This window comes from Achromobacter sp. UBA5777 (assembly GCF_002418565.1).
Taxonomy (GTDB): Bacteria; Pseudomonadota; Gammaproteobacteria; order Burkholderiales; family Burkholderiaceae_B; genus Achromobacter; species Achromobacter animicus.
Genome location: NZ_DIEJ01000269.1, coordinates 1 through 21,031 on the forward strand (window position 1 = coordinate 1; position 21,031 = coordinate 21,031).

9 protein-coding genes are annotated in these 21,031 nt (G+C 67.6%); 6 read left to right on the forward strand and 3 right to left on the reverse strand.

Going from position 1 to position 21,031, the window contains the following annotated elements:
- Positions 1–308 (reverse strand): winged helix-turn-helix domain-containing protein (locus tag B3446_RS23075; protein ID WP_291385663.1); only part of this gene is annotated, 308 nt, incomplete at its 3' end.
- Positions 309–419: 111 nt separating this feature from the next.
- Between B3446_RS23075 and B3446_RS23080 the strand changes: the two genes are divergently transcribed.
- The 4 genes from B3446_RS23080 (at position 420) to B3446_RS23095 (ending at position 15,815) form a co-directional block, all read left to right on the forward strand.
- Positions 420–878: a GNAT family N-acetyltransferase gene (locus B3446_RS23080; protein WP_175121554.1), complete on the forward strand. Its 459-nt coding sequence runs from the start codon at positions 420–422 to the stop codon at positions 876–878.
- On the forward strand, positions 875–1,513 hold the full coding sequence (locus B3446_RS23085; RefSeq protein ID WP_291385666.1) for an FMN-dependent NADH-azoreductase: 639 nt from the start codon (positions 875–877) through the stop codon (positions 1,511–1,513). The genes B3446_RS23080 and B3446_RS23085 overlap by 4 nt, the downstream gene beginning before the upstream one ends.
- A gap of 1,801 nt (positions 1,514–3,314) precedes the next feature.
- Positions 3,315–15,035, forward strand: coding sequence for an autotransporter-associated beta strand repeat-containing protein (locus tag B3446_RS23090; protein ID WP_422652847.1), 11,721 nt, complete (start codon positions 3,315–3,317; stop codon positions 15,033–15,035).
- 192 nt (positions 15,036–15,227) lie between these two features.
- On the forward strand, positions 15,228–15,815 hold the full coding sequence (locus tag B3446_RS23095; RefSeq protein WP_291385670.1) for a hypothetical protein: 588 nt from the start codon (positions 15,228–15,230) through the stop codon (positions 15,813–15,815).
- Between the two features lie 25 nt (positions 15,816–15,840).
- Here the strand turns inward: B3446_RS23095 and B3446_RS23100 are convergent, their stop codons facing one another.
- Both B3446_RS23100 and B3446_RS23105 read right to left on the reverse strand, forming a co-directional pair.
- A complete protein-coding gene (locus B3446_RS23100; RefSeq protein WP_291385672.1) occupies positions 15,841–17,418 on the reverse strand; it encodes a TerC family protein in 1,578 nt (525 codons plus the stop codon).
- 395 nt (positions 17,419–17,813) lie between these two features.
- Positions 17,814–18,221: a hypothetical protein gene (locus B3446_RS23105; protein WP_191577129.1), complete on the reverse strand. Its 408-nt coding sequence runs from the start codon at positions 18,219–18,221 to the stop codon at positions 17,814–17,816.
- Positions 18,222–18,334: 113 nt separating this feature from the next.
- Between B3446_RS23105 and B3446_RS23110 the strand changes: the two genes are divergently transcribed.
- Positions 18,335–19,093: a gluconate 2-dehydrogenase subunit 3 family protein gene (locus tag B3446_RS23110; protein WP_291385674.1), complete on the forward strand. Its 759-nt coding sequence runs from the start codon at positions 18,335–18,337 to the stop codon at positions 19,091–19,093.
- Positions 19,086–20,858, forward strand: a complete 1,773-nt coding sequence (locus B3446_RS23115) for a GMC family oxidoreductase (protein ID WP_191577127.1) — start codon at positions 19,086–19,088, stop codon at positions 20,856–20,858. Before B3446_RS23110 ends, B3446_RS23115 begins: the two co-directional genes overlap by 8 nt.
- Positions 20,859–21,031 lie beyond the last annotated feature (173 nt).

Consider the following 21,031-nt stretch of genomic DNA (forward strand, 5'->3'; position numbering starts at 1 on the left):
GCCGCCGGGGCCGCCGGGGCCGCCGGGGCCATACGCGCGGCGGGTTGCAGGTTGGGTGCGACCACGGTGCCCGCTTGGCCGCGCGCCTGGATGTACCCTTCCGACGCCAGCAGCGAGTAAGCGACTTCAATGGTGCCGCGCGCCACGCCGATTTCCTTGGCGAGCGCGCGTGCCGACGGGATGCGGTCGCCGGGTTTGAGGGCGCCTTCGGCGATGGCGCTACGGAAACGCTCGTAGACCTGCCGGTACAGCGGGAGGCCGGCGGCGTCGGCGACGGTTTGCAGAGCGTCGGGTGTTGCAGGAATCATGGCATAGTCCGTAAGCGCATTTATGGCCCTTCAAATTATGGCATGCGCTTTTTAAGATTCGTACTCACGGTGGGCGTACGTTCAGCGCCCCAACCCCTGAGGGATTGATCCATGCATACATCCTCCACTGAGCCGGCACTGCGCCATCTGGAAACGCCGGAAGAATGGCGGGCTTGCCTGCCGCTGATGCGCGAACTGCGTCCGCATCTGGCCCAGGCGGACGACTTCGTCCAACGCCTGGCCCGGATGCACCAGGAGAACTACCGGCTGCTCGCCGTCATGCGTGACGGCCAGGCGGTGGCGCTGGCGGGATACCGCTATCAGGAAAACCTGATCTATGGGCGCTTCATGTACGTGGACGACCTGGTGGTGGATCCCTCGGCGCGCGGCAGCCGCTGGGGCGCCCGGCTGATCGCCGAACTGGACCAACTCGCTCGCGATGCGGACTGCGACAAGTTTGTGCTCGATACCGGGCTGGGCAACGCGCTGGCGCAACGCTTCTATTTCCGGCAGGGCCTGTTGACCAGCGCCATCCGGTTCAGCAAACCCTTGAAAGGAAGTTCCGAATGAGCATTCTTCGAATTCGCTGCAGCCCGCGGGGGCTCGAGTCCGAAAGCTATCGTCTGTCGCAGCAGATCATCGACCGGCTGACGCGGACGGGTCCGGCTGGCGGCCTGGACGTCGTGGAGTTCGACGCCACCACCCTCACCCATGCGGATGGCGACTATGCAGCTGTGCTGGCGGCGCGAGACGAACCCGCAGTCGACGGACTGGAAAACGGCTCGCTGCTCGCGTCGGGCGATCTGATACGGACGCTGGACGAGGCCAGCCACGTCGTGCTGGCGACGCCGATGCACAACTTCACCGTGCCTTCCTCGCTGAAAGCGTGGCTGGACCACGTGGTCCGGGTGCGCCACACGTTTCACATCACGCCCGATGGCAAGGTTGGCCTGCTCGCGGACCGGCCGGTGTATGTCGCGATTTCGTCGGGCGGCGCGTTCAGCGGTGAAGAGGCCCGTCAGCCGGACTTCCTGACGCCGTACCTGCGTCACGTGCTGGCGACGATCGGATTGAAGCAGGTGACCTTTGTCGCGGTCGAGGGTACGGCCCGGGGCCCGGAATGGCTGGAGGTTGCCCGGGCGCGTGCCCAGGCTGCGCTGGGCGCAATTTCGTTCGAAAGAACTTCGGAAGAAGCGCCTGCCTGAGGCCGTTTACGCTTGCTTGCGTTTTGATGCGAACGACGCACCTGGCAGTCCCGAAATCCCGCCGGATTTCGGGACTTTTCATTTCCGGATTTTGCGCAAAACGAGGCGCGGATTATCAGGCGATTCGCAAATGATTTATCGGAACTCAGCAATTCGCATTCCCGCATCGCCGGAGGAAATAACGACCCGGTGAAATCTCATAGCAGCCCAGCGTGCTCATATCGGGGAAATAAATGCCTATTTTCAAGGGCTTGGGCCGCCATGTTGAATTCAATCCTGCAATCGTATTCAAGTGCTTATTTTGCTCATAAATCTGCGAATGATTAAGTGTCATTGCGGCGCAACATTATCAATCGCCAGTAATTCAAACTGAAACATCAGAAACTGAACGTAGGTTGCATACAGAGATAATCCGCAATTATGTCGAACTATGTCGTTACGTTTGACGCGAATTGTTTACAGCCGCGATCCTTATTTGCCCCCAACACTGGCCCCTATTCAGCGGACGGGACAACAACATCAACCGCCGCCGGGTACCTGAAGTTGCAGCACCGCCTTGTCCGTTTGCGGCTGGTAGATGTGTGCGAAAAACGGGTAAGGCTCCTTCCGTCCCCTGGAGCTGACAATGACATCTGGCCACCGGCATGGCTATTTCCCCGTTCCCCTTCATCTGAACTATGTCTGGCGCGTCCTCGCGCTGCTAATGCTGCCCATGCCAGCCGCGCTGGCGTGCACGACGTCCGGCGCCAGCATCCTTTGCAATGACGCATGGACGCTGTTGAATCCGAACACGGTCACCAGCAGCGCCAACGACGTTTCGGTACTGGTGACGCCGGCTGGCCAGTCCTCCGGGCCTTTGGTCGCCCTACCGGGTTCGGCCGCCGTCAAGCTGACCGGCCGCAACACCACGCTCACCAACCAGGGGCTGATCGATCCCACGCTGTCCCTGGCGGCGGTCGGCACCTCGGGCGCGATCATGGGCAACGCGTCAAACGCCGGCGCAGTGCGCGTCAACAACAGCGGCACGTTGTACGGCGCGGGGCTGTCGGTGCTGGGCCTGCAGGTGCTCACGACGCTGGACGGCGCCGCCCTCTCCCTGCGTAGCAATGCCACGGGCAGCATCAACATCGACAATTCGGGCACGATCGGCCTGAAACCGGGGCTGCTTTCCCTGTCATTGCTAAATCTCAGCCCCGTCATTGCCGCCTATGGCGGCGCGCCGGTCACCGTGAACAACGCGGCGGGCGGCGTCATCAACGGCCGTGTGGGCCTGGGCCGATCGGCGACCGGCAATAGCTTCGTCAACGCGGGCGCAATCAACGGCAGCGTGAGCATGGGGCAGAACAGCACCAACACGTTCACCGCCGTGACCGGGTCAACCATTTCGGCGGGTGGCCCGGACGTGGGCGTCGACCTGGCCGTGGCCGGCCTGGACGTCAGCATCGCGCTGGGCTTTGCCCAGGGCGGCACGGTGGACGGCGGCGCGAACGGCAACAACACGCTGGTACTGCAAAACCCCGGCGCGACCGGCACCACCGGCACCGGCACGGCAAGCTCGACGGTGTACCGCAACTTCAACAACCTGCGCGTGAATGGCGGCACCTGGACGATCAACGGACCGCTGGTCAGCGGCCAGACCACGCTGAACGGCGGCCTGGTCAACTTCGACAGCAACACCGCGTTCGGCGCCGGCACGCTTGTCGGCAACGGCGGCGCCATTGCGCCCGCCACGTCGGGGCTGTCGTTGGCGAACGCCATCCAGCTCAATGCGGGCGGCCTGGGCGTCCAGGGCACGAACAACATGACGCTGGCCGGCAACATCGCCGGCGCCGGCGCGCTGGACAAGTCCGGCGCGGGCGTCCTGACGCTCAATGGCACGAACACGCACATTGGCGGCGTGCGGCTCGGCGGCGGTGGATTGGCGCTGGGCGGCAACAGCGCGCTGGGATTGGGCGACCTCGTTGTGTATGGCGCGTCGTCGCTGCAGCCCGGCAGCGCCACCAGCCTGTCCAACAACATCGTGCTCGGTGCCAACCTTGCCCTGACCACCCCCTCCGCCCTCACCCTTTCCGGCGCGCTGTCGGGCGGCTCGGCGCTGGTCAAGAGCGGCGCGGGCGTCCTGACCCTCACGGGCGCGAACGCGCACGGTGAGACGCGCATCAGCGCCGGTGGATTGGTCGTGGGCAACAACACGGCGCTGGGCGCGGGACCGCTCACGGTCAACGGTGCGGCGACACTGGCATCATCCACCAGCGTCGCCCTGCAGAACGCGATGGTGTTGAACAATGCGCTGACGCTGAACGGCGCCGAAACGCTGACGCTAAACGGGCCGATCAGTGCAGCGGGATCGCTGGTGAAGACCGGCTCGGGGGTGTTGAACCTGAACGGCGCCAACACCTATGCGGGCGGCACCACGCTGGCTGGCGGCACGGTCAACGTGGGCGCGTCCGGCGCCCTCGGCACCGGCGCGGTCACCGTCAGTGGCGCGACCACCCTCGCCGGTTCGGGCGTGGCGTTGGGCAATAACTTTACGCTCAGCAACGCGCTGACCGTGGCTGGCGCCAACAACCTGACGCTCAACGGCACGTTGTCGGGCGCTGGCGGCACGCTGGTGAAGACAGGCACCGGGTCCTTGACGCTGAACGGCACCAACAGTTTCGGCGGCGGCACGCTTGCGGCGGGAACGATCATCGCAGGCGCGAACAACGCGCTGGGCACCGGCGTGATCAACGTGACCGGCGCGGCTACTGTGGACAGCACTGCGCCCGTCAGCCTGGGCAACCAGTTCGTGCTGGGCGACCGGCTCACGGTGGGCGGCAGCCAGGCGTTGACGCTGGCCGGCGCGATATCGGGCGGCGGCACGCTGGTCAAAAACGGCAATGCGAACCTGACCTTGTCTGCCGTCAACACGCACTCCGGCGGCGTGCTGCTCAACGCGGGCCAGTTGACGCTGGCGAACGCACAAGGCCTGGGCTCCGGCCTGCTTGACGTCCAAGGCCCGGCGACGCTGGCCGCGGGCAATCTGACGGTGGGCAACGACGTCCGCCTCGGCAACACGCTGGGCATCGCCACCGGCGGACAGGCGTTGAACCTGTCGGGCAACCTGTCCGGCGGCGGCGCCATCGCCTTGAACGACGCCGGCACGTTGACGCTGTCGGGCAACAACACGCATGGCGGCGGTGTCGCGCTGAACGCGGGGACGCTGATCGCCGCGAGCGACACCGCACTGGGCAGCGGCACACTGGCGGTCGGCGCAGACGCCACGCTGCAGAGCACGGCGGCCCGAAACTTCGTCAACAACGTTGCACTGACTGGCAACCTGACGGTGGCCGGTGCGAACGATGTCGGATTGGGCGGCGCGATTGCCGGACCCGGGCGCGTGGTGATGAACGGCGCGGGCACGCTGACACTGTCGGGCGCCAACACGCATGGCGGCACAACCATCAGCAGCGGCACCGTGCTGGCTGGCGCGGGCAGCCTGGGCGCAAGCGTGCTGAACAACTCGAAGCTCGTGATCGGCCAGAACGTGGATGCGACCTACGCGGGCGCGATCAGCGGATCGGGCAGCGTGGACGTGGCGGCCAACGCGCAGACGCTGGTGCTGAACGGCAACAACACATTTACCGGCGGTTTGAACCTGCTGTCCGGCACGATGGAGACGCGCGGCGGACAGGCGCTGGCTGACAGCGTGGCCGTGAACCTGGGCGCTGGTACCGTGCTGCGGCTGGCGGATAGCGAAACGTTCGGGTCGCTTGCCGGCGATGGCCGGCTGGATCTGGGCGCCGGGGCGACGGTGCAGATGGGGCAGGACAACGCCAGCTCGATTTTCGGCGGCGCGCTGACGGGTGCGGGCAATGTCGTCAAGAACGGCACCGGCACGCTGACGCTCGCGGGCAACAGCACGCAAAGCGGCTCGTTCGACGTGGTGTCGGGCGGGCTGAACGTGAACGGCAGCCTGGCCAGCACGCAGGTCAACGTGGGCGCGGGCGCATCGCTTGCCGGATCTGGTGTCCTGAGCGGCCTGACGACGATTGCCTCGGGCGGCGCGCTGGCGGCCACATCGGGCCAGACCCTGACGCTGGGCGGGCTGACACTGAACCAGGGCTCGCAGTTCAACGTGGCGCTGGGTGCGCCGCAGGCCTCGCCGCAGACCCTGGTGCAGGTCAACGGCAACCTGACGCTGGATGGTGACCTGAACGTCACCGACAAGGGCGGCTTTGGTGAAGGCGTGTACAGGCTGATCACCTACACCGGCCAGCTCACGGACAACGGGCTGGCGCTGGGATCTCTGCCCCCGGGCACCGTGCCGTCGAATCTGCAGATCCAGACCGCCGTGAACCAGCAGGTGAACCTGGTGGTGCAGACCACGGGCAGCAGCGTGCAGTTCTGGAACGGCGCCAAGCAGCTTGCCGATGGCACGCTGGCCGGCGGTGCAGGCACCTGGCAGGCGGGTTCGAGCAACTGGACCAATCAGGCTGGCGCGCTGACCCAAAGCTGGGCGGGCAACTTTGCGGTGTTCGGCGGCGCGTCGGGCGGCGCGGTCACCGTGGCCGGCGAACAGGCCGTGACCGGCATGCAGTTCTTCACCGACGGGTACACGCTGCAAGACGGCGCGATCCGCCTGGCGGCGGGACCCAACAACTTCCGCGTGGATCCGGCGCTGACGGGCACGGTGAACAGCGTCATCCGCGGCGCTGGCGCGCTGAACAAGCGTGACCAAGGCACGCTGGTGCTGGGCGGCGCAAACGAATACACGGGCGGCACGCAGATCAGCGAAGGCGTGCTGCAAGTCAGTGCCGACAACAACCTGGGCGCGGCAGGCACGGGCCTGGCCTTTGCCGGCGGCACGCTGCGCGTGACCGGCACCAGCTACACCGGCACCTCGCGCGCCATCGATATCGGCGCCGGCGCGGGCTTCGACATCGCCGACGCCGGCAACGTCTTTACCCTGAACCAATCCCTGTCCGGCGCGGGCCGCCTCACGAAGTCGGGCGCGGGCACGCTGGCGCTGGGCGGCAACAACGCCGGCATCGGCGGCGTGACGCTGGCGGACGGCACGATTGCCGCGGGCAGCAACACGGCGTTGGGCTCGGGCGTGCTGAACGTCACGGGCGGCGGCGGACTGAATGCGGCAACCGCCGTGACGCTGGCGAACGACGTCGCCATCGGTGCAGGCGCGACGTTGACCAATGCAGGCACGAACGACCTGACGCTGAACGGCGCGGTGTCGGGCGCGGCGGGCTCGCTGGCGAAGGCAGGTAGCGGCACGCTGACGCTCGCCGGCAACAACACCTATGGCGGCGGCACGGCGTTGATCGGCGGCGCCATCCGTGTCGGAAGCGACACGGCGCTGGGCACGGGCGCGCTGAACGTGGCCGGCGCGTCCAGTCTGTTGTCCGACGGTACGCATGCGCTGAACAACGGCATCGTGCTGGACGCAGCGCTGACGACCGGCGGGGCCGGCAATCTGACGCTGAACAACACGATCTCGGGCAACGGCGCCCTCATCAAGTCGGGCGCGGGCACGCTCACGCTCAACGGCGTGAATGCGTACGCAGCTACACGTTTGGACGGCGGCCGTCTGGTGCTTGGCAACAATGACGCGCTGGGCGCGGGCGCGTTGACCGTCACGGCCGACGCCGCGATGGACGGCGCTACTGGACTCACGCTGGGCAACGCCATCAACGTGGCGTCCGGGGCCGATCTGACGCTGGCGCAATCGCAGGACGCCACGCTGCTCGGGACCGTCAGCGGCGACGGCGGCCTCATTGCGGGCGGCGCGGGCACCACGTTGACGCTTTCCGGCGCCAACACGTACGCGGGCGGTACGCAACTGAACGGCGGCAACCTGGTGGTGGGCCAGAACGGGTCGCTCGGCACCGGCGCCCTCCTCGTCAACGCCGACGCCGGCCTGTCGGGTACGACGGGCGGCCCGGCGCTGAACCTGATCAACGACGCGACGCTGAACGCGGCCCTGAACGTGACCGGAGACCGCGACATCACGCTGAGCGGTACGGTCGATGGGGCAGGTTCGCTGACCAAGAGCGGCTCATCGACGCTGACGCTCGCCGGTGCAAACACCTATACCGGCGGCACAACGCTGGCGGCAGGCGTCTTGCGCGTTGGAGGCGATGCGGCGCTGGGGACCGGCGATCTCACGGTGACCGGCGCGGCGACGCTGGGTTCGACCCAGGCCGTAACGCTGGCCAATAACGTCGTTCTGGGTCAGGCATTGAACCTGGATACGACCAACGGTCTGCGTTTTGACGGCGAGATTTCCGGCGCCGGCGGTCTTGCCGCCACCGGCGCGGGCTCGCTGACACTGGCCGGCACCAATACTTACGCGGGCGGAACGCAGCTCGATGGCGGCACGCTGCTGGTCGGCGGTGATTCGTCATTGGGCAGCGGCGACCTGACGATTGGTGGCGCGTCGATTCTGCAGGCGCTGAGCGCGCCGGTGACGCTGGCCAACGCCGTGGCGTTGAACGGCGGCCCGCTGCAAGTGTCGGGCGCGCAGAACGTGACGCTGACGGGCGACGTGTCCGGCGCGAGCGGTCTTGCCAAACTGGGCGCCAACACGTTGACGCTGACGGGCGAGAACACCTATCAAGGCGGAACGACGCTGGGACAAGGCCTGATCGTGGTCGGATCGGACAAGGCGCTGGGCACGGGCGCCCTCACCGTCTCCAGCGATGCGGCGCTTGATGCGGCCGCGGCCACGACGCTGGGCAACCAGATTGCACTGGCCGGTGGCGATCTGACTGTGATCGGCAGCCAGGATCTGACGCTGACGGGCGACATCAACGGCGGCAACGCATTGATCAAGAACGGCGGCGCGACGCTGACCCTGTCGGGCAACAACGGCTACGCCGGCGGCACGACGTTGTCGGCCGGCACGCTGGTCGCTGGCAGCAGCACCGCGCTTGGGACGGGCGCGCTGGATGTCACGGGTAGCGCAACACTATCGGCGGCCGACGGCGTGACGCTGGTCAACGCCGTGGCGCTGACCGACTCCCTGACGGCGGACGGCGCGGGCAACTGGACGCTGGGCGGCGACATTACCGGCAACGGCGCACTGGTCAAGACCGGCGCGGGCACGCTGACGCTGGCCGGCAACAACAGCTACGCCGGCGGCACGCAGCTCCAGGCCGGCGCCATCACGGGCGACACGGACAGCATCACCGGTCCCGTCGTCGCCAGTGCGGGCACCACCCTCACCTTCGATCAAGCCGCCGCAGGCGCCTACACGGGCGCGCTGTCCGGCGCGGGCAATCTGGAAAAGGCGGGCTTGGGCACGCTGACCCTGGCGGGCAGCAATGCCCTGACCGGCGGCGTCGGAGTGTCGCAAGGCACGCTCGTCACGCAGGGCAACAATCTCCTGGAATCCGCTTCCGGCGTGCGCGTCGATGGCGGCGCTACGCTGCAACTGACCGGCGCTGAGTCCATTGCAGCGCTGTCGGGCGCGGGCAAGCTGCAGGTGGACGGCAGCCTGGGCCTGGGCGGCGCGGCCGATAGCGTCTTCAGCGGCGACCTGGCCGGCGCGGGCAGCATCGCCAAGACCGGCGCCGGCTCGCTGGCGCTGACGGGCGCCAGCAGCCACACCGGCGTCTTCAACATCAACGACGGCACGGTGAACCTGGGCGGCACGCTGGCCAGCAACACGGTCAACGTCAACGGCCCGGCCGCCACCCTGACCGGCACCGGCACGGCCAACGGCAACGTGAACGTGAACAACGGTGGCCGGATTGCGGTGAGTTCCGCCGCGCCCGGCGCGCTGATCCTGGGCTCGCTGACGTTGGACAACGCATCGTCGATCGACGCGCAATTGGGCGCGCCCAACGCGGGCAGCCTCATCAACGTGCATGGCAACGTCGATCTGAACGGCACGCTGAACATCGATGGCACACCTGACTTTGGCGTGGGCGTGTACCGCATCATTGCCTACTCGGGCACGGCGACGTCCATGAACCTGGCGCTGGGCACCCTGCCGCCGGGCGTCATCTCGCTGCAGACCAACGTAGCCGGCCAGGTGAACGTGCTGAACGAGTCCCAGGCGGGCGAGATCCAGTTCTGGCAAGGCGGCACGGGCACCTGGGACGCAACGACCCAGAATTGGGCCGACGCCACCGGCACGGCTGGTACGTGGGGCAGCCGATTCGGCGTCTTTGAAGGCACCGCGGGCACGGTCACGCTGGCCGGCACGCAAGGCTTCCAGGGCCTGCAGTTCTCCACCGATGGCTACACCCTGACCGGCGGCGCGCTGAACGCGCTGCCTGGCAGCGATGGCGTTGCCACCTTGCGCGTCGAACCGTCGATGACGGCAACGCTGGACACGACCCTCCAGGGCAATACGACCATCGCCAAGCGCGACGGCGGCACCCTGGTCTTCACGCAGGCCAACAGCTACGTCGGCGACACGCGGCTGGAAGGCGGCGTGCTGGAGATCAGCGCGGACGACCAGCTTGGCAACGCCGCCAATCGCGTCGTCTTCGATGGCGGCACGTTGCGCTACGTCAATACCGCGCCTGGCACGACTGCACGGGAGATTGCGCTGGAAGGCACGGGCGCCATCGACGTTGCCGACGGCGCGCTCACCGCGGCCGGCACGATATCGGGCGCCGATCCCGCAGCCACGCTCACCAAGACCGGCGCGGGCACGCTGGTGCTGGCAGGCGCCAACACCTACGCGGGCGGGACGGTGCTGCAAGATGGCGAGATCAAGGTCGCCACGAACACGGCACTGGGCACCGGCCTCCTCTCGGCGGCCGACGGCACCACCCTGTCGAACGACATCGCCGTCGCACTGGCGAACGACGTCGCCCTGCAAGGCGGCGTGACGGTGGCGAATGGCGCAGCCATGACGCTGTCCGGCGATGTATCGGGCACGGGCGGCATCGTCAAGACCGGCCCCGGCACCCTGACGTTGTCAGGCGCAAATTCCTACGAAGGCGGCACGCGCCTGAATGCCGGTCAGATCACCGTGGGTGCGCCGGGCGCGCTGGGAACCGGCACGCTGACGGCGGCCAACGGCACGGCGCTGGATGCATCGGCGCCCGTGGCCCTGGCGAACGACGTGCAGCTTGACGGCACGCTGACCTTGCCGGGCAGCGCCGCGCTGACGCTCAATGGCGACATCGGCGGGATTGGCGGCCTCATCAAGAATGGGACGGACACGCTGGCGCTGAACGGCGCAAACAGCTTTCAGGGTGGCGTGGCGCTCAACAGCGGCACGCTCGCGCTGGGCAGCGATACGGCCCTGGGCGTCGGGCGGCTGACCGCGGCCGACGGCACCACGCTCTCCGCCAGCGTCCCAGTCAACGCCAGCAACGCCATCACGCTGGCCGGCACGACGACGATCACCGGCGCCGATTTCGGCCTGTCTGGCGCCATCGACGGCGCGGGCGGACTGGTGAAGACCGGCGCCGGCGTGCTGACGCTGTCCGGCGACAACAGCTACCAAGGTGGCACGCAGCTTTCCGGCGGCACGCTTGCCATCGGCAGCGACACCGCACTGGGCACGGGCGTGCTGACCGCGGCGGGCGGCACCACCCTCCTGGGCCTGGGCGCGGCGCTGACCAACGATGTGCAGCTCCAAGGTCCGGTCACCGTTGGCGGCGCGGGCAACCTGGCGCTCAATGGCGTCGTGTCGGGCTCCGGTCCGCTGACCAAGGATGGAACGTCGACGCTGACGCTGGGCAACGCCAACACCTACGACGGCGGCACGGTGCTGGCCGGCGGGACGATCATCGCAGACAACAACGCCGCACTGGGCACCGGTGGCCTGACCGTCGCGGGTGCGGGCACGCTGCAGGCCGGCACGCCCGGCATTACGCTGGGCAACGATATTGGACTTGGCGCGCCATTGACGGTGTCGGGCGTCAACGACCTGACGCTGGCCGGCAACATTACCGGCCCCGGCAGCCTCGTCAAGACCGACGCATCGACCCTGACGCTGACGGGCCAAAACCAGTACACAGGCGGGACGACGCTGGCGGGCGGCACGCTGATCGGCGACACCAGCAGCCTCACCGGCAACATCGCCACCTCGACGGGCACATCTGTCGTCTTCAACCAGGCGCCGGGCAGCGGCACATACGCCGGCGCCATCACCGGCGGCGGCGGACTGGTCAAGGACGGCGCGGGCACCGTCACGCTGACGGGGTCCAATGCCTACACGGGCGGCACGGTGGTCAACGCCGGCACGCTGGCCGGCAACGCCACCAGCCTGCAAGGCAACATCACCGTGGTGGACGGCAGCGCCATCGTGTTCAACCAGAACGGCGCCGACGGCACCTATGCCGGCAACATCAATACGGTCGGCAACAACACGGGCACGCTGACCAAGGACGGCGACGCGTCGCTGACCTTGACCGGCACCAATAACGTCGGCGGCGGCACCACGGTCAACAGCGGCACGCTGCTGGTCGACGGCACGCTGACCGGCGGCCCCGTCACGATCAACCCCGGTGGCAATCTGGGCGGCTCGGGCTCCGTCGCGGCAGACGTGGAATTGGAGGACAACGCGCGACTGGTGGCAGGCACCCCCGGCAATCCGATCTCGTTTGCGCGCAGCCTGGCGCTGTCCAACGGCACGCAGCTCGACTTCACGCTCGGCACGCCGAATTCGGCCACGACGGCTGTGACCGTGGCCCAGAATCTGCGGCTGGATGGCGTGCTGAACATCACGGACGGCGGCAACCTGGGCACGGGCGTCTACCGCCTGTTTGCCTACGGCGGCACGCTGACGGACAACGGCGTGCAGTTCGGTACGCTGCCGTCCAGCCTGGCCACCGCTGACCTGCAACTGCAGAACCAGCCCAACCAGATCAACCTGGTGCTGCAGACGCAACCCGGCGAGATCCAGTTCTGGAACGGCGCCAAGACCACGCCCGACGGCATCATCGCGGGCGGCACCGGCACGTGGAACGCCGCGGGCACCAACTGGACCGACACGGCGGGTACCACCGCTGATCGCTGGAACGGCAAGTACGCGGCATTCTCGGGCGCGGCGGGCACGGTCACTGTCGAAGGCACGCAGAACGTGACCGGCCTGCAGTTCCTGACCGACGGCTACACGCTGGAACCCGGCACCGGCGGCGCCATCGCAATCGCGCAGGCACAGACGCCGGTCCGGGTTGAAAGCGGCGCCACCGCCACGATCTCCGCGCCCATCACCGGCGCCGGCGGCATCGAGAAGCTGAACGGCGGCACGCTGGTCCTGGACGGCATCAACACCTACACCGGCAACACCGCCATCCGCAGCGGCGTGCTGGAAGTCAGCGCCGACGACCAGCTTGGAAACGGCGGCGCCGTGTCGCTGGACGGCGGGACGCTGCGCATCGCGGACTCGGCCTTTGCCACGACGGCGCGCAACATCTCGCTCGATGGCGTGGGCGGCGGCATCGACGTCGTCGCGGCGGGTCAGACCTTCACGCTGAACCAGGCGCTCAACGGCACCGGGGCGCTCACCAAGCAAGGAGACGGCACGCTGGTGCTGAATGGCGCCAACGGCTACACCGGCGGCACGGTCATTGCCGGCGGCACGCTGGAAGGCAGCAGCACCAGCATCGCCGGTGCGGTCAGCACGGCGGCCGGCACGACGCTGCGCGTGAACCAGTCCACGGACGGCGTCCTGGCCGGGCCGGTCAGCGGACAGGGTCAACTGGTAAAGGAAGGCGCAGGCGCACTGACGTTGGCCGGCGTGTCGAACTACAGCGGCGGCACGCAGGTCAATGCCGGCACGCTGATCGGCGACACGTCCAGCCTGCAAGGCGCCATCGACAACAACGCGGCGCTGGTTTTCAACCAGGGTACGGACGGCGCGTTCAGCGGCACGTTGTCCGGCGCCGGCAACCTGGTCAAGCAAGGCAGCGGCGCACTCGCCATCAACGGCACCCACGCGTACACCGGCAATGCGACGATCGAGGGAGGCACGGTCGTGCTGGGCAGCGCGCAGTCGCCCGCCACGCTGCCCGCGTCCGTCCAGGTCAGCCCCGGCGCAACGCTGGCCGGCACTGGCACCATCGCGGGGCTGGTCAACGCCGGCACGGTCCAAAGCGCGCCCGCGGCGGGCGGGGGGCTNNAGGTCAGCAACAACTTCAGCAATGCCGCCGGCGCCACGCTGGCCGTGAATGTGGGGCCGACCGCGGCCACCAACCTGCACGTGGCCGGCACCGCAACGCTTGACGGCGCATTGCAGGTGACCAACACCGCGCCACTGACCGCAAACAGCGCCTACACGGTGGTGACGGCGGACCAGGGCGTGCAAGGCACCTTCGCCTCGACGGCCCTGCCCCAGCTTGCGTTCCTGGACGGCGCGGTGGTCTACGACCCCAACAACGTCACGGTGACCTTCCAGCGCAACGACACCGGGTTCGAGACGGTTACGGACACGGCGAACCAGAGCGCGGTGGCGCAGGCATTGGGGCAGATCGATCCGGACTCCCCGCTGTATTCGTCGATCGTGGGATTGAGCCGGGACGAGGCGCCGGAGGCCTTCAAGCAGTTGTCGGGCGACAGCCACGCCTCGTTGTCGTCGGCAATCGTGCGCAGCTCGGAATCGGTACGAACGCTGCCGCTGAATCACCTGCGCGACAGCCTGCGTAGCGAAGGCCGCGGCCAGGACGGCGCGTGCGGCGAACCGGGCCGCAGCGCGGGCGGCTACGCAGAGCGCTTCTCGTGCCAGCGCAATGTGTGGACCGAGGTCCTGGGCAACTGGCAGAGCCAGGACGGCGACGGCAACGCGCCCAGCTACCGCCAGCGTACCGGCGGCGTGCTGGCCGGCGGCGACATCCGGGTCGGTGACGGCTGGCGCGTGGGCGTCGCGCTGGGCTACCAGGACAGCACGATCTGGCAGGACAGCCGCAACGCCAAGGCCGACGTGGACAGCTACAGCGTCACCCTGTTCGGCGGCAAGTCGTTCGTGCAGCCCAGCGGCAATGCGTGGAACGTCATGGCTGGCGCGGCGTATAGCTGGCAGGACATCGAGACGAAGCGCAACCTGGCCATCGGCGGCGCAAGCCAGGAGCTGAAGGCGGATTACCGCGGCAACACCACGCAGATCTTCGGCGAGCTGGGCTATGCCATGCCGGTCTCGCCGACCGCAACCGTCGAACCCTTTGTCGGCGCCGCGTGGATCAAGCAGCGCATGGGCGGTTTCTCGGAAGACGGCGGCGCCGCGGCCCTGTCGGCAGACAGCCAGAGCAACGACATCACGACCACCACTGTCGGCTTGCGCGGCAACCTGGACACGCAGATCGCGGGCGCGCCCGCCCGCCTGCGCGCCACGCTCGGCTGGCGCCACGCCATGGGAGACGTCGACCCCGACCGCACGATGGCCTTCGACTCGGGTCCGGCGTTCACGGTGGCGGGCACGCCCATCGCCCGCAACGCCGCAGTGGCTGAAGTGGGTGCGGAAGTCGCCGTGTCCAAGAACGCCGCGATCGGCCTGAGCTACCAGGGCCAGTTCGGCAGCGGCAGCCGCGAGAATGCAGGCTTCCTGAACGTGCGCTGGAACTTCTGACGCACACGGCGCCATCCGGCTGGTATCCGGATGGCGCCTGTCCGACCCGCTTGCGGCCGAGGGCGCAATGCCTTCGGGCGATCCGTTCGGGCCGCATTGACACCCTTGATTTAGGCGCTTTACGCTACCCCGCACTCGTGGTCCAACCGGGCGTGGTTCTGCCCTGGCGCACCAAGGTGCGGGAGGCGCGTCATGACGCTGAGCAGACCTGGCGCATTCGCGTGCGCGTTGCTGATGCTGGCTTTGCTGGCGCCGGCCGGCGCGCTGGCCGCATGCAGCGACAAGACCGTGCGCGGGATGTCCGACGCGGGCCGCAGCGTGGCCACGATTGCCAAACGCTGTGGCATGAGCGCGACGGCCGTGAAGGAAAGACTGGGAGCGGGCGACGCGAAAGCCAACCGCGCGCCCGCCGAAACTGCGACGCCGCGCGCGTCGCCTGGCGCTGAAGCCGGCGCCGCGACGGCAGGATCCGCCGCGACTTCGATAGCGCAACCCGCCGAAAAACCCGCAGCAAAACCTGCGGCAACTGCCGCGACGAGATCCGCGGCAACCGCGGCCACCGCGCCGTCGGCCAGCGCCGCCAAGCCGTCGGGCAAGGCGCCGACCGAGCCGCAGAAGCACCCGCCGGGCACCGTGCTGGAGCTTTGCGGATGCTACGGCAGCATGGAATACGGTTTTACCGAGCCGAACGCGCAGTGCGTCAGCGGCAAGGCGGTGGCGACGCGGTGCCCGGGCTATTGCCCGGTGAACCGGTCGCCATGGCGCCGCATCTGCAGTTGAGGCGGTCGCCCGCCCCGTCCTTCGATCAATCGGCCGCGCTGGCCTGCGGCTGGTGCGGCCGCGCATGCACCTGGTCGATGCGCAGGCCATCGCGGCGCGTCACTTCGAAGCCCCAGTCACGCAGCATCACGGTGTCGCCCGTTTCCGGGATCCGGCCGCCCGCGCGCAGCAGGCACCCGGCCAGCGTCGCATCGGGGTAATCGTCGGCAAGCGCCGGCGCTTCCAGCAGGCGCGCCGCCTCGTCCACGGACAGCCGTCCGCCCAGCAACCACGAACCGTCGGAAAGCTTCAAGGCTTCGGGCTGGTCTTCCTGGTGTTCCGGCATGTCGCCCGCCACCGCTTCCAGCACGTCCATCGGCGTGACCAGGCCTTCGCAGACGCCGTGCTCGTCCACGACGATCAGCATGTGATCGCGCGAGGCGCGCAGTTCGTCCAGCACCTTCAGCACCGGTGTGGTCTCCATCACGTAGCGCGGCTCGCGCGCCAGTTCCACCAGGTCGATCGGACCGGGGTTCTGCAGCAGCGGCAGCACTTCCTTGAAGTGCAGCACGCCCAGCACGTTGGCCGGGTCGCCCGCGCACAGCGGCAGGCGCGAATGGCCCGATGCGAACTTGCGCACGATGACGTCCGGCGTGTCGGCAACGTCCAGCCAGATCATGTCGCCGCGCGGGACCATGATGGACCGGATGTCGCGCGCGCCGATGGACAGCACGCGTTCGATCATCGAGCTTTCCTCGGGTGCAAAAGCGGGCTCGTCGCCCGCGCCGTCGACCAGCGCCACCACTTCGTCCGCTTGCGACACGGGCTGGCCGGCGCGGCCGCCGCGCAAGAGGCGCAGCACGGCCTGCGCCGTGCGTTGACGGCGGCCCAGCGCATGCGTGCCCCGCGCGCGGTTGCGGCGCGCCAACTGGTTGCACAGCTCGATCAGGATCGAGAAGCCGATGGCCGCGTACAGGTAGCCCTTGGGAACATGGAAGCCCAGGCCTTCGGCGACCAGGCTGAAGCCGATCATCAGCAACAGGCCCAGACACAGAATCACGACCGTCGGGTGGCGGCCCACGAAGGCCATCAACGGACGGCTGGCCAGCATCATGACGGCCATCGCGACCACCACGGCGATCATCATGATGCTCAGGTCCTGCACCATGCCCACGGCGGTAATGACCGAGTCCAGCGAGAACACGGCATCCAGCACCACGATCTGCAGAATGACCTGCCAGAACACCGCATGCTGCGGCTTCTGCGCCTGGTCATGGCTGGCGCTGCCTTCGACGCGTTCGTGCAGCTCCATCGTCCCCTTGAAGAGCAGGAACAGGCCGCCCAGGATCAATATCAGGTCGCGTCCGGAAATCTCGGCGCCCATCACCGTGAACAGCGGCGCGGTCAACGTGACCACCCACGCAATGCTGGCCAGCAGGCCCAGGCGCATCACCAGCGCGAGCGTCAGGCCGATGAGGCGTGCGCGATTGCGCTGCTCGGGCGGCAACTTGTCCGCCAGGATCGCAATGAACACCAGGTTGTCGATACCCAGCACAATTTCAAGCACGACCAGCGTCGCCAGGCCAAGCCAGGCGGTAGGGTCGGACATCCAGTCGAAAATCATCAGGTTTCCACGGAAAACGTAAGCGGACGCGCAAGCGATGCGCGTCGGCGGGAAGGCGTAGCGTTAGGAGCGCGCAGCAGAGACTGCACAGGCGCGCCAAAGGGCACGGCCTGGCGAGGCGGCGCGCGGCCGCCGAGTCGCGGCGTGGCCGCGGAGGCGCTGGGGAAAGCGGCGCGCAAGGAGACAACCCTTGCCGCGGCAGTGTGGAGAGAAGATGACGGGCGCCGGCAGATCCGCAGCGCCCTGCTAGGAGGAGGGTCTTCGTTCATAGATGGCGGATGGCTCCAGGCTGCCGGGGCAGCAAAAAGTCGGAATATCCGCCGCGCTCTCTTTCTTACAGGACCCTGAATATTACCTGAATCGGAAATTCGCGCGACTAGGGGATGTCACCACCTTCATTGGCCGCGCGGATCCGCCGTGCCGCCTGAACCCGACGACGCGCCCGACCCTGGCATGCCGCCGTGTCCCGTAGATCCCGTGTTGCTGCCCGGCGTTCCCTTCGCCCCGCGCGTGTCGGCCCCGGCGTCATCCTGCCGTGGACTCGATCCGGCACGCGATGTATCACGCTTGCCGTGATCGGCCTTTTCTCCTTGCCTGGATTGTTGCGGCATGGACTGCTCCTGTGCCGGCGTCCTGGGCGTACCCGCCTTGCGATCCGGATGGGACTGGCTGCTGGTGCGGCTGTCAGGCGTGGTCGTCTGGGCCTGGGCAACAAGCGTTTTTTCAATGCGCTGCGCCGATACGCTGGTGGCAAGCAAGCCGCTCATGGCCGTAGCGCACAGATACAGAATCGGTTGTTTCATGGTTGCTCCTTCGTCGACAACGGTGACACACTGAGCCCCAGGCCAACGAGCTGACGCGGGATCTCTTTTCATCCAGGGGCAAGTCGCGTGCCTGCCTCGCATGGGAGCAAACCATGAGTGATAAACCTGTACCCGGCCGCCGGGGGCTGCTCAAAGCCCTGGCCGTCGGTGTCCCCGGCGCCGCGTGGGCGCCCCGCGCGATAAGCGCCCCGGAAGCTGCCTCCCCCACCCCTCATCAAGACGCCGCCGCCACGGGCGGCGCCGCTAACCGAACGCTCAAATTTTTCAACGCGCAGGAAGCCTTGACGATGGACGCCATCGCCGCGCGCCTGATTCCGGCCGACGACCTGGGGCCCGGCGCCAAGGAAGCCGGCGTGACGCTCTTTCTGGACGGCCAATTGGCAGGCGCATGGGGTGCAGGCAGCCAGCTCTACCGGCAAGGCCCGTTCGAACAAGGCACGCCGGAACAGGGCTACCAGCTGTCGTTCACGCCGGCCGAGATGTTCCGCCGCGGACTCGCCGCGCTGGACGCCGCCGCGCGCAAGCAGGACGGCAAGCCTTTCGCCGAGCTGGACGCCACGCGGCAGGACGCCTGGCTGCGCGACATGCAGGAGGGCAAGCCGGATTTTTCGCCGTTGCCGTCAGGCGTGTTCTTTCAGGCGCTGCTCGAAGGCACGATCGAAGGCTTCTTTTCCGACCCGCTGTACGGCGGCAACGCCGACATGGTGGGCTGGAAACTCGTGGGATTTCCCGGCGCGTTTGCCTCGTTCTCCAACGATATCGAACGTCATGGCGTGATCTGGGCCGGCCAGCCGGTCTCCATTGCCAACGCCGTGGGCCACAAGATGACGCCGGGAGGCAAGCATGGCTAAAACGCTGCCTGCGGTAGACGTGGCAATCATCGGCGGCGGGTGGACCGGCGCCATCATCGGCAAGGAACTCGCGGCCGCCAAGCAGCGGGTCGTGGTGCTGGAACGGGGCGAGGCGCGATGGCCCTCGCCCGATTTCCAGGGGCCCAACGTCCACGACGAACTCAAGTACACGCGGCGCCATGAACTGCACCAGGATGCGGCGACGGAAACCTACACGTTCCGCAACAACACGGACCAGAAAGCGCTGCCGATGCGGCGATGGCAGTTCGCCTACCCCGGCACGCATCTGGGCGGCGCGGGCAATCACTGGTCGGGCGCCTACTACCGCTTCGATCCAACCGACTTCGTCATGCGCAGCCATTACAACGAACGCTATGGCAAGGACATCTTCGACAAGGAGCTGACCTGTCAGGACTGGGGCGTGACGTACGACGAACTGGAGCCCTACTTCGACCGCTTCGACTACCTGATCGGCGCGTCGGGCCAGGCCGGCAACATCAAGGGCGAAAAGCAGGAAGGCGGCAATCCGTTCGAGCCGTGGCGCTCGCGGCCCTACCCCAACCCGCCCATGAAGGTGCCCTACGCGCCCGCGCTGTTCGGCGAGGCCGCGCGCAAGCTGGGCTATCACCCTTACGTGCAGCCGTCCGCGCTTTGTACGCGGCCTTATGTGAATTCCGAAGGGCTGCACATGAGCGCATGCGTGTACTGCGGATTCTGTTCGAACTTCGGCTGCGAGCACTTTGCCAAGGCCTCGCCGCAGGTCTGCATCCTGCCCGTGGCGATGAAGATGGAGAACTTCGAGATCCGCACCGGCGCGCACGTGCTGCGCGTGGAGCTCACTCCGGACAAGAAACGCGCACGCGGCGTCACGTACGTGGACGCGGCCGGCGAAGAAGTCTTTCAGCCCGCGGAGATTGTCTTTCTCTGTGCATTCGGCATCAACAATGTTCGCCTGCTGCTGCTGTCCGGCATCGGCAAGCCCTTCGACCCGGTCACGAACACCGGCGTTGTGGGCCGCAACTACACGCACCAGACCACCTCGGGCGTGAATCTGTTTTTTGATGAGTCGGTCAACATCAACCCGTTCATGGGGGCCGGCGCGGTGGCGGTGACGATGGACGACTTCAGCGCCGACAACTTCGACCACGGGCCGGTGGGCTTTGTGGGCGGCGGCTATCTGCAGATCCAGGTGGTCAGCGGCGCGCCCATCGGCTTTCATCCGACGCCCAAGGGCACGCCATCATGGGGCTCTGAATGGAAGAAGGCCGTGGCGCGCCACTATAACCATGCCGCGAACATCACCATCACGGGCTCGGCGCAGCCGTGGCGCGGCGGGTATCTGAGCCTGGATCCCACGTACAAGGACGCCTGGGGCCTGCCGCTATTGCGCGTCACCTACGACTTTCCCGACAACGACATTCGCATGTCAGCGTTCCTGACCGAAAAAGGCGATGAGATCGCGCGCGCCATGAAAGGCATCGCGCGCACCGAGCCCGGCCCGCGCAAACGGCCGTTTTCGGCCACGGCCTACCAGTCCACCCACCTGACGGGTGGCGCGGCCATGGGCGATGACCCCAACACCAGCGTCGTCAACCGCTACGGACAGTCGTGGGACGTGCCCAACGTGTTCGTCACGGGCGCGGCGCTGTTTCCGCAGAACTCGGGCTACAACCCGACTGGCACCGTGGGCGCCACCGCCTACTGGATCGTAGAGAAAATCAAGGCGGACTATCTGCGTTCGCCGGGCCCGCTGGTGTCATCATGATCGAACATCGCAAAGGCATCATTTTCACCGTCGGGCTGATGATCGCGGTGCCGGTCATCACGCTGGTCGCCACCGGCGTCCAGATGATGGGCGCCGGCGGCGACGAGGCGATCCGGGCCTCCGCCGTGCCGCAGCCGCCGCCACCGGCAGCCAGCCCGGCGCCGCAGGTGGCG

What these genes read in the sequence shown, in the direction of transcription:
- B3446_RS23095 (WP_291385670.1), top strand. Translation starts at nt 15,228, where the DNA reads ATGACGCTGAGCAGACCTGGCGCATTCGCGTGCGCGTTGCTGATGCTG.
- B3446_RS23080 (WP_175121554.1), top strand. Translation starts at nt 420, where the DNA reads ATGCATACATCCTCCACTGAGCCGGCACTGCGCCATCTGGAAACGCCG.
- B3446_RS23115 (WP_191577127.1), top strand. Translation starts at nt 19,086, where the DNA reads ATGGCTAAAACGCTGCCTGCGGTAGACGTGGCAATCATCGGCGGCGGG.
- B3446_RS23105 (WP_191577129.1), bottom strand. Translation starts at nt 18,221, where the DNA reads ATGAAACAACCGATTCTGTATCTGTGCGCTACGGCCATGAGCGGCTTG.
- B3446_RS23110 (WP_291385674.1), top strand. Translation starts at nt 18,335, where the DNA reads ATGAGTGATAAACCTGTACCCGGCCGCCGGGGGCTGCTCAAAGCCCTG.
- B3446_RS23100 (WP_291385672.1), bottom strand. Translation starts at nt 17,418, where the DNA reads ATGATTTTCGACTGGATGTCCGACCCTACCGCCTGGCTTGGCCTGGCG.
- B3446_RS23085 (WP_291385666.1), top strand. Translation starts at nt 875, where the DNA reads ATGAGCATTCTTCGAATTCGCTGCAGCCCGCGGGGGCTCGAGTCCGAA.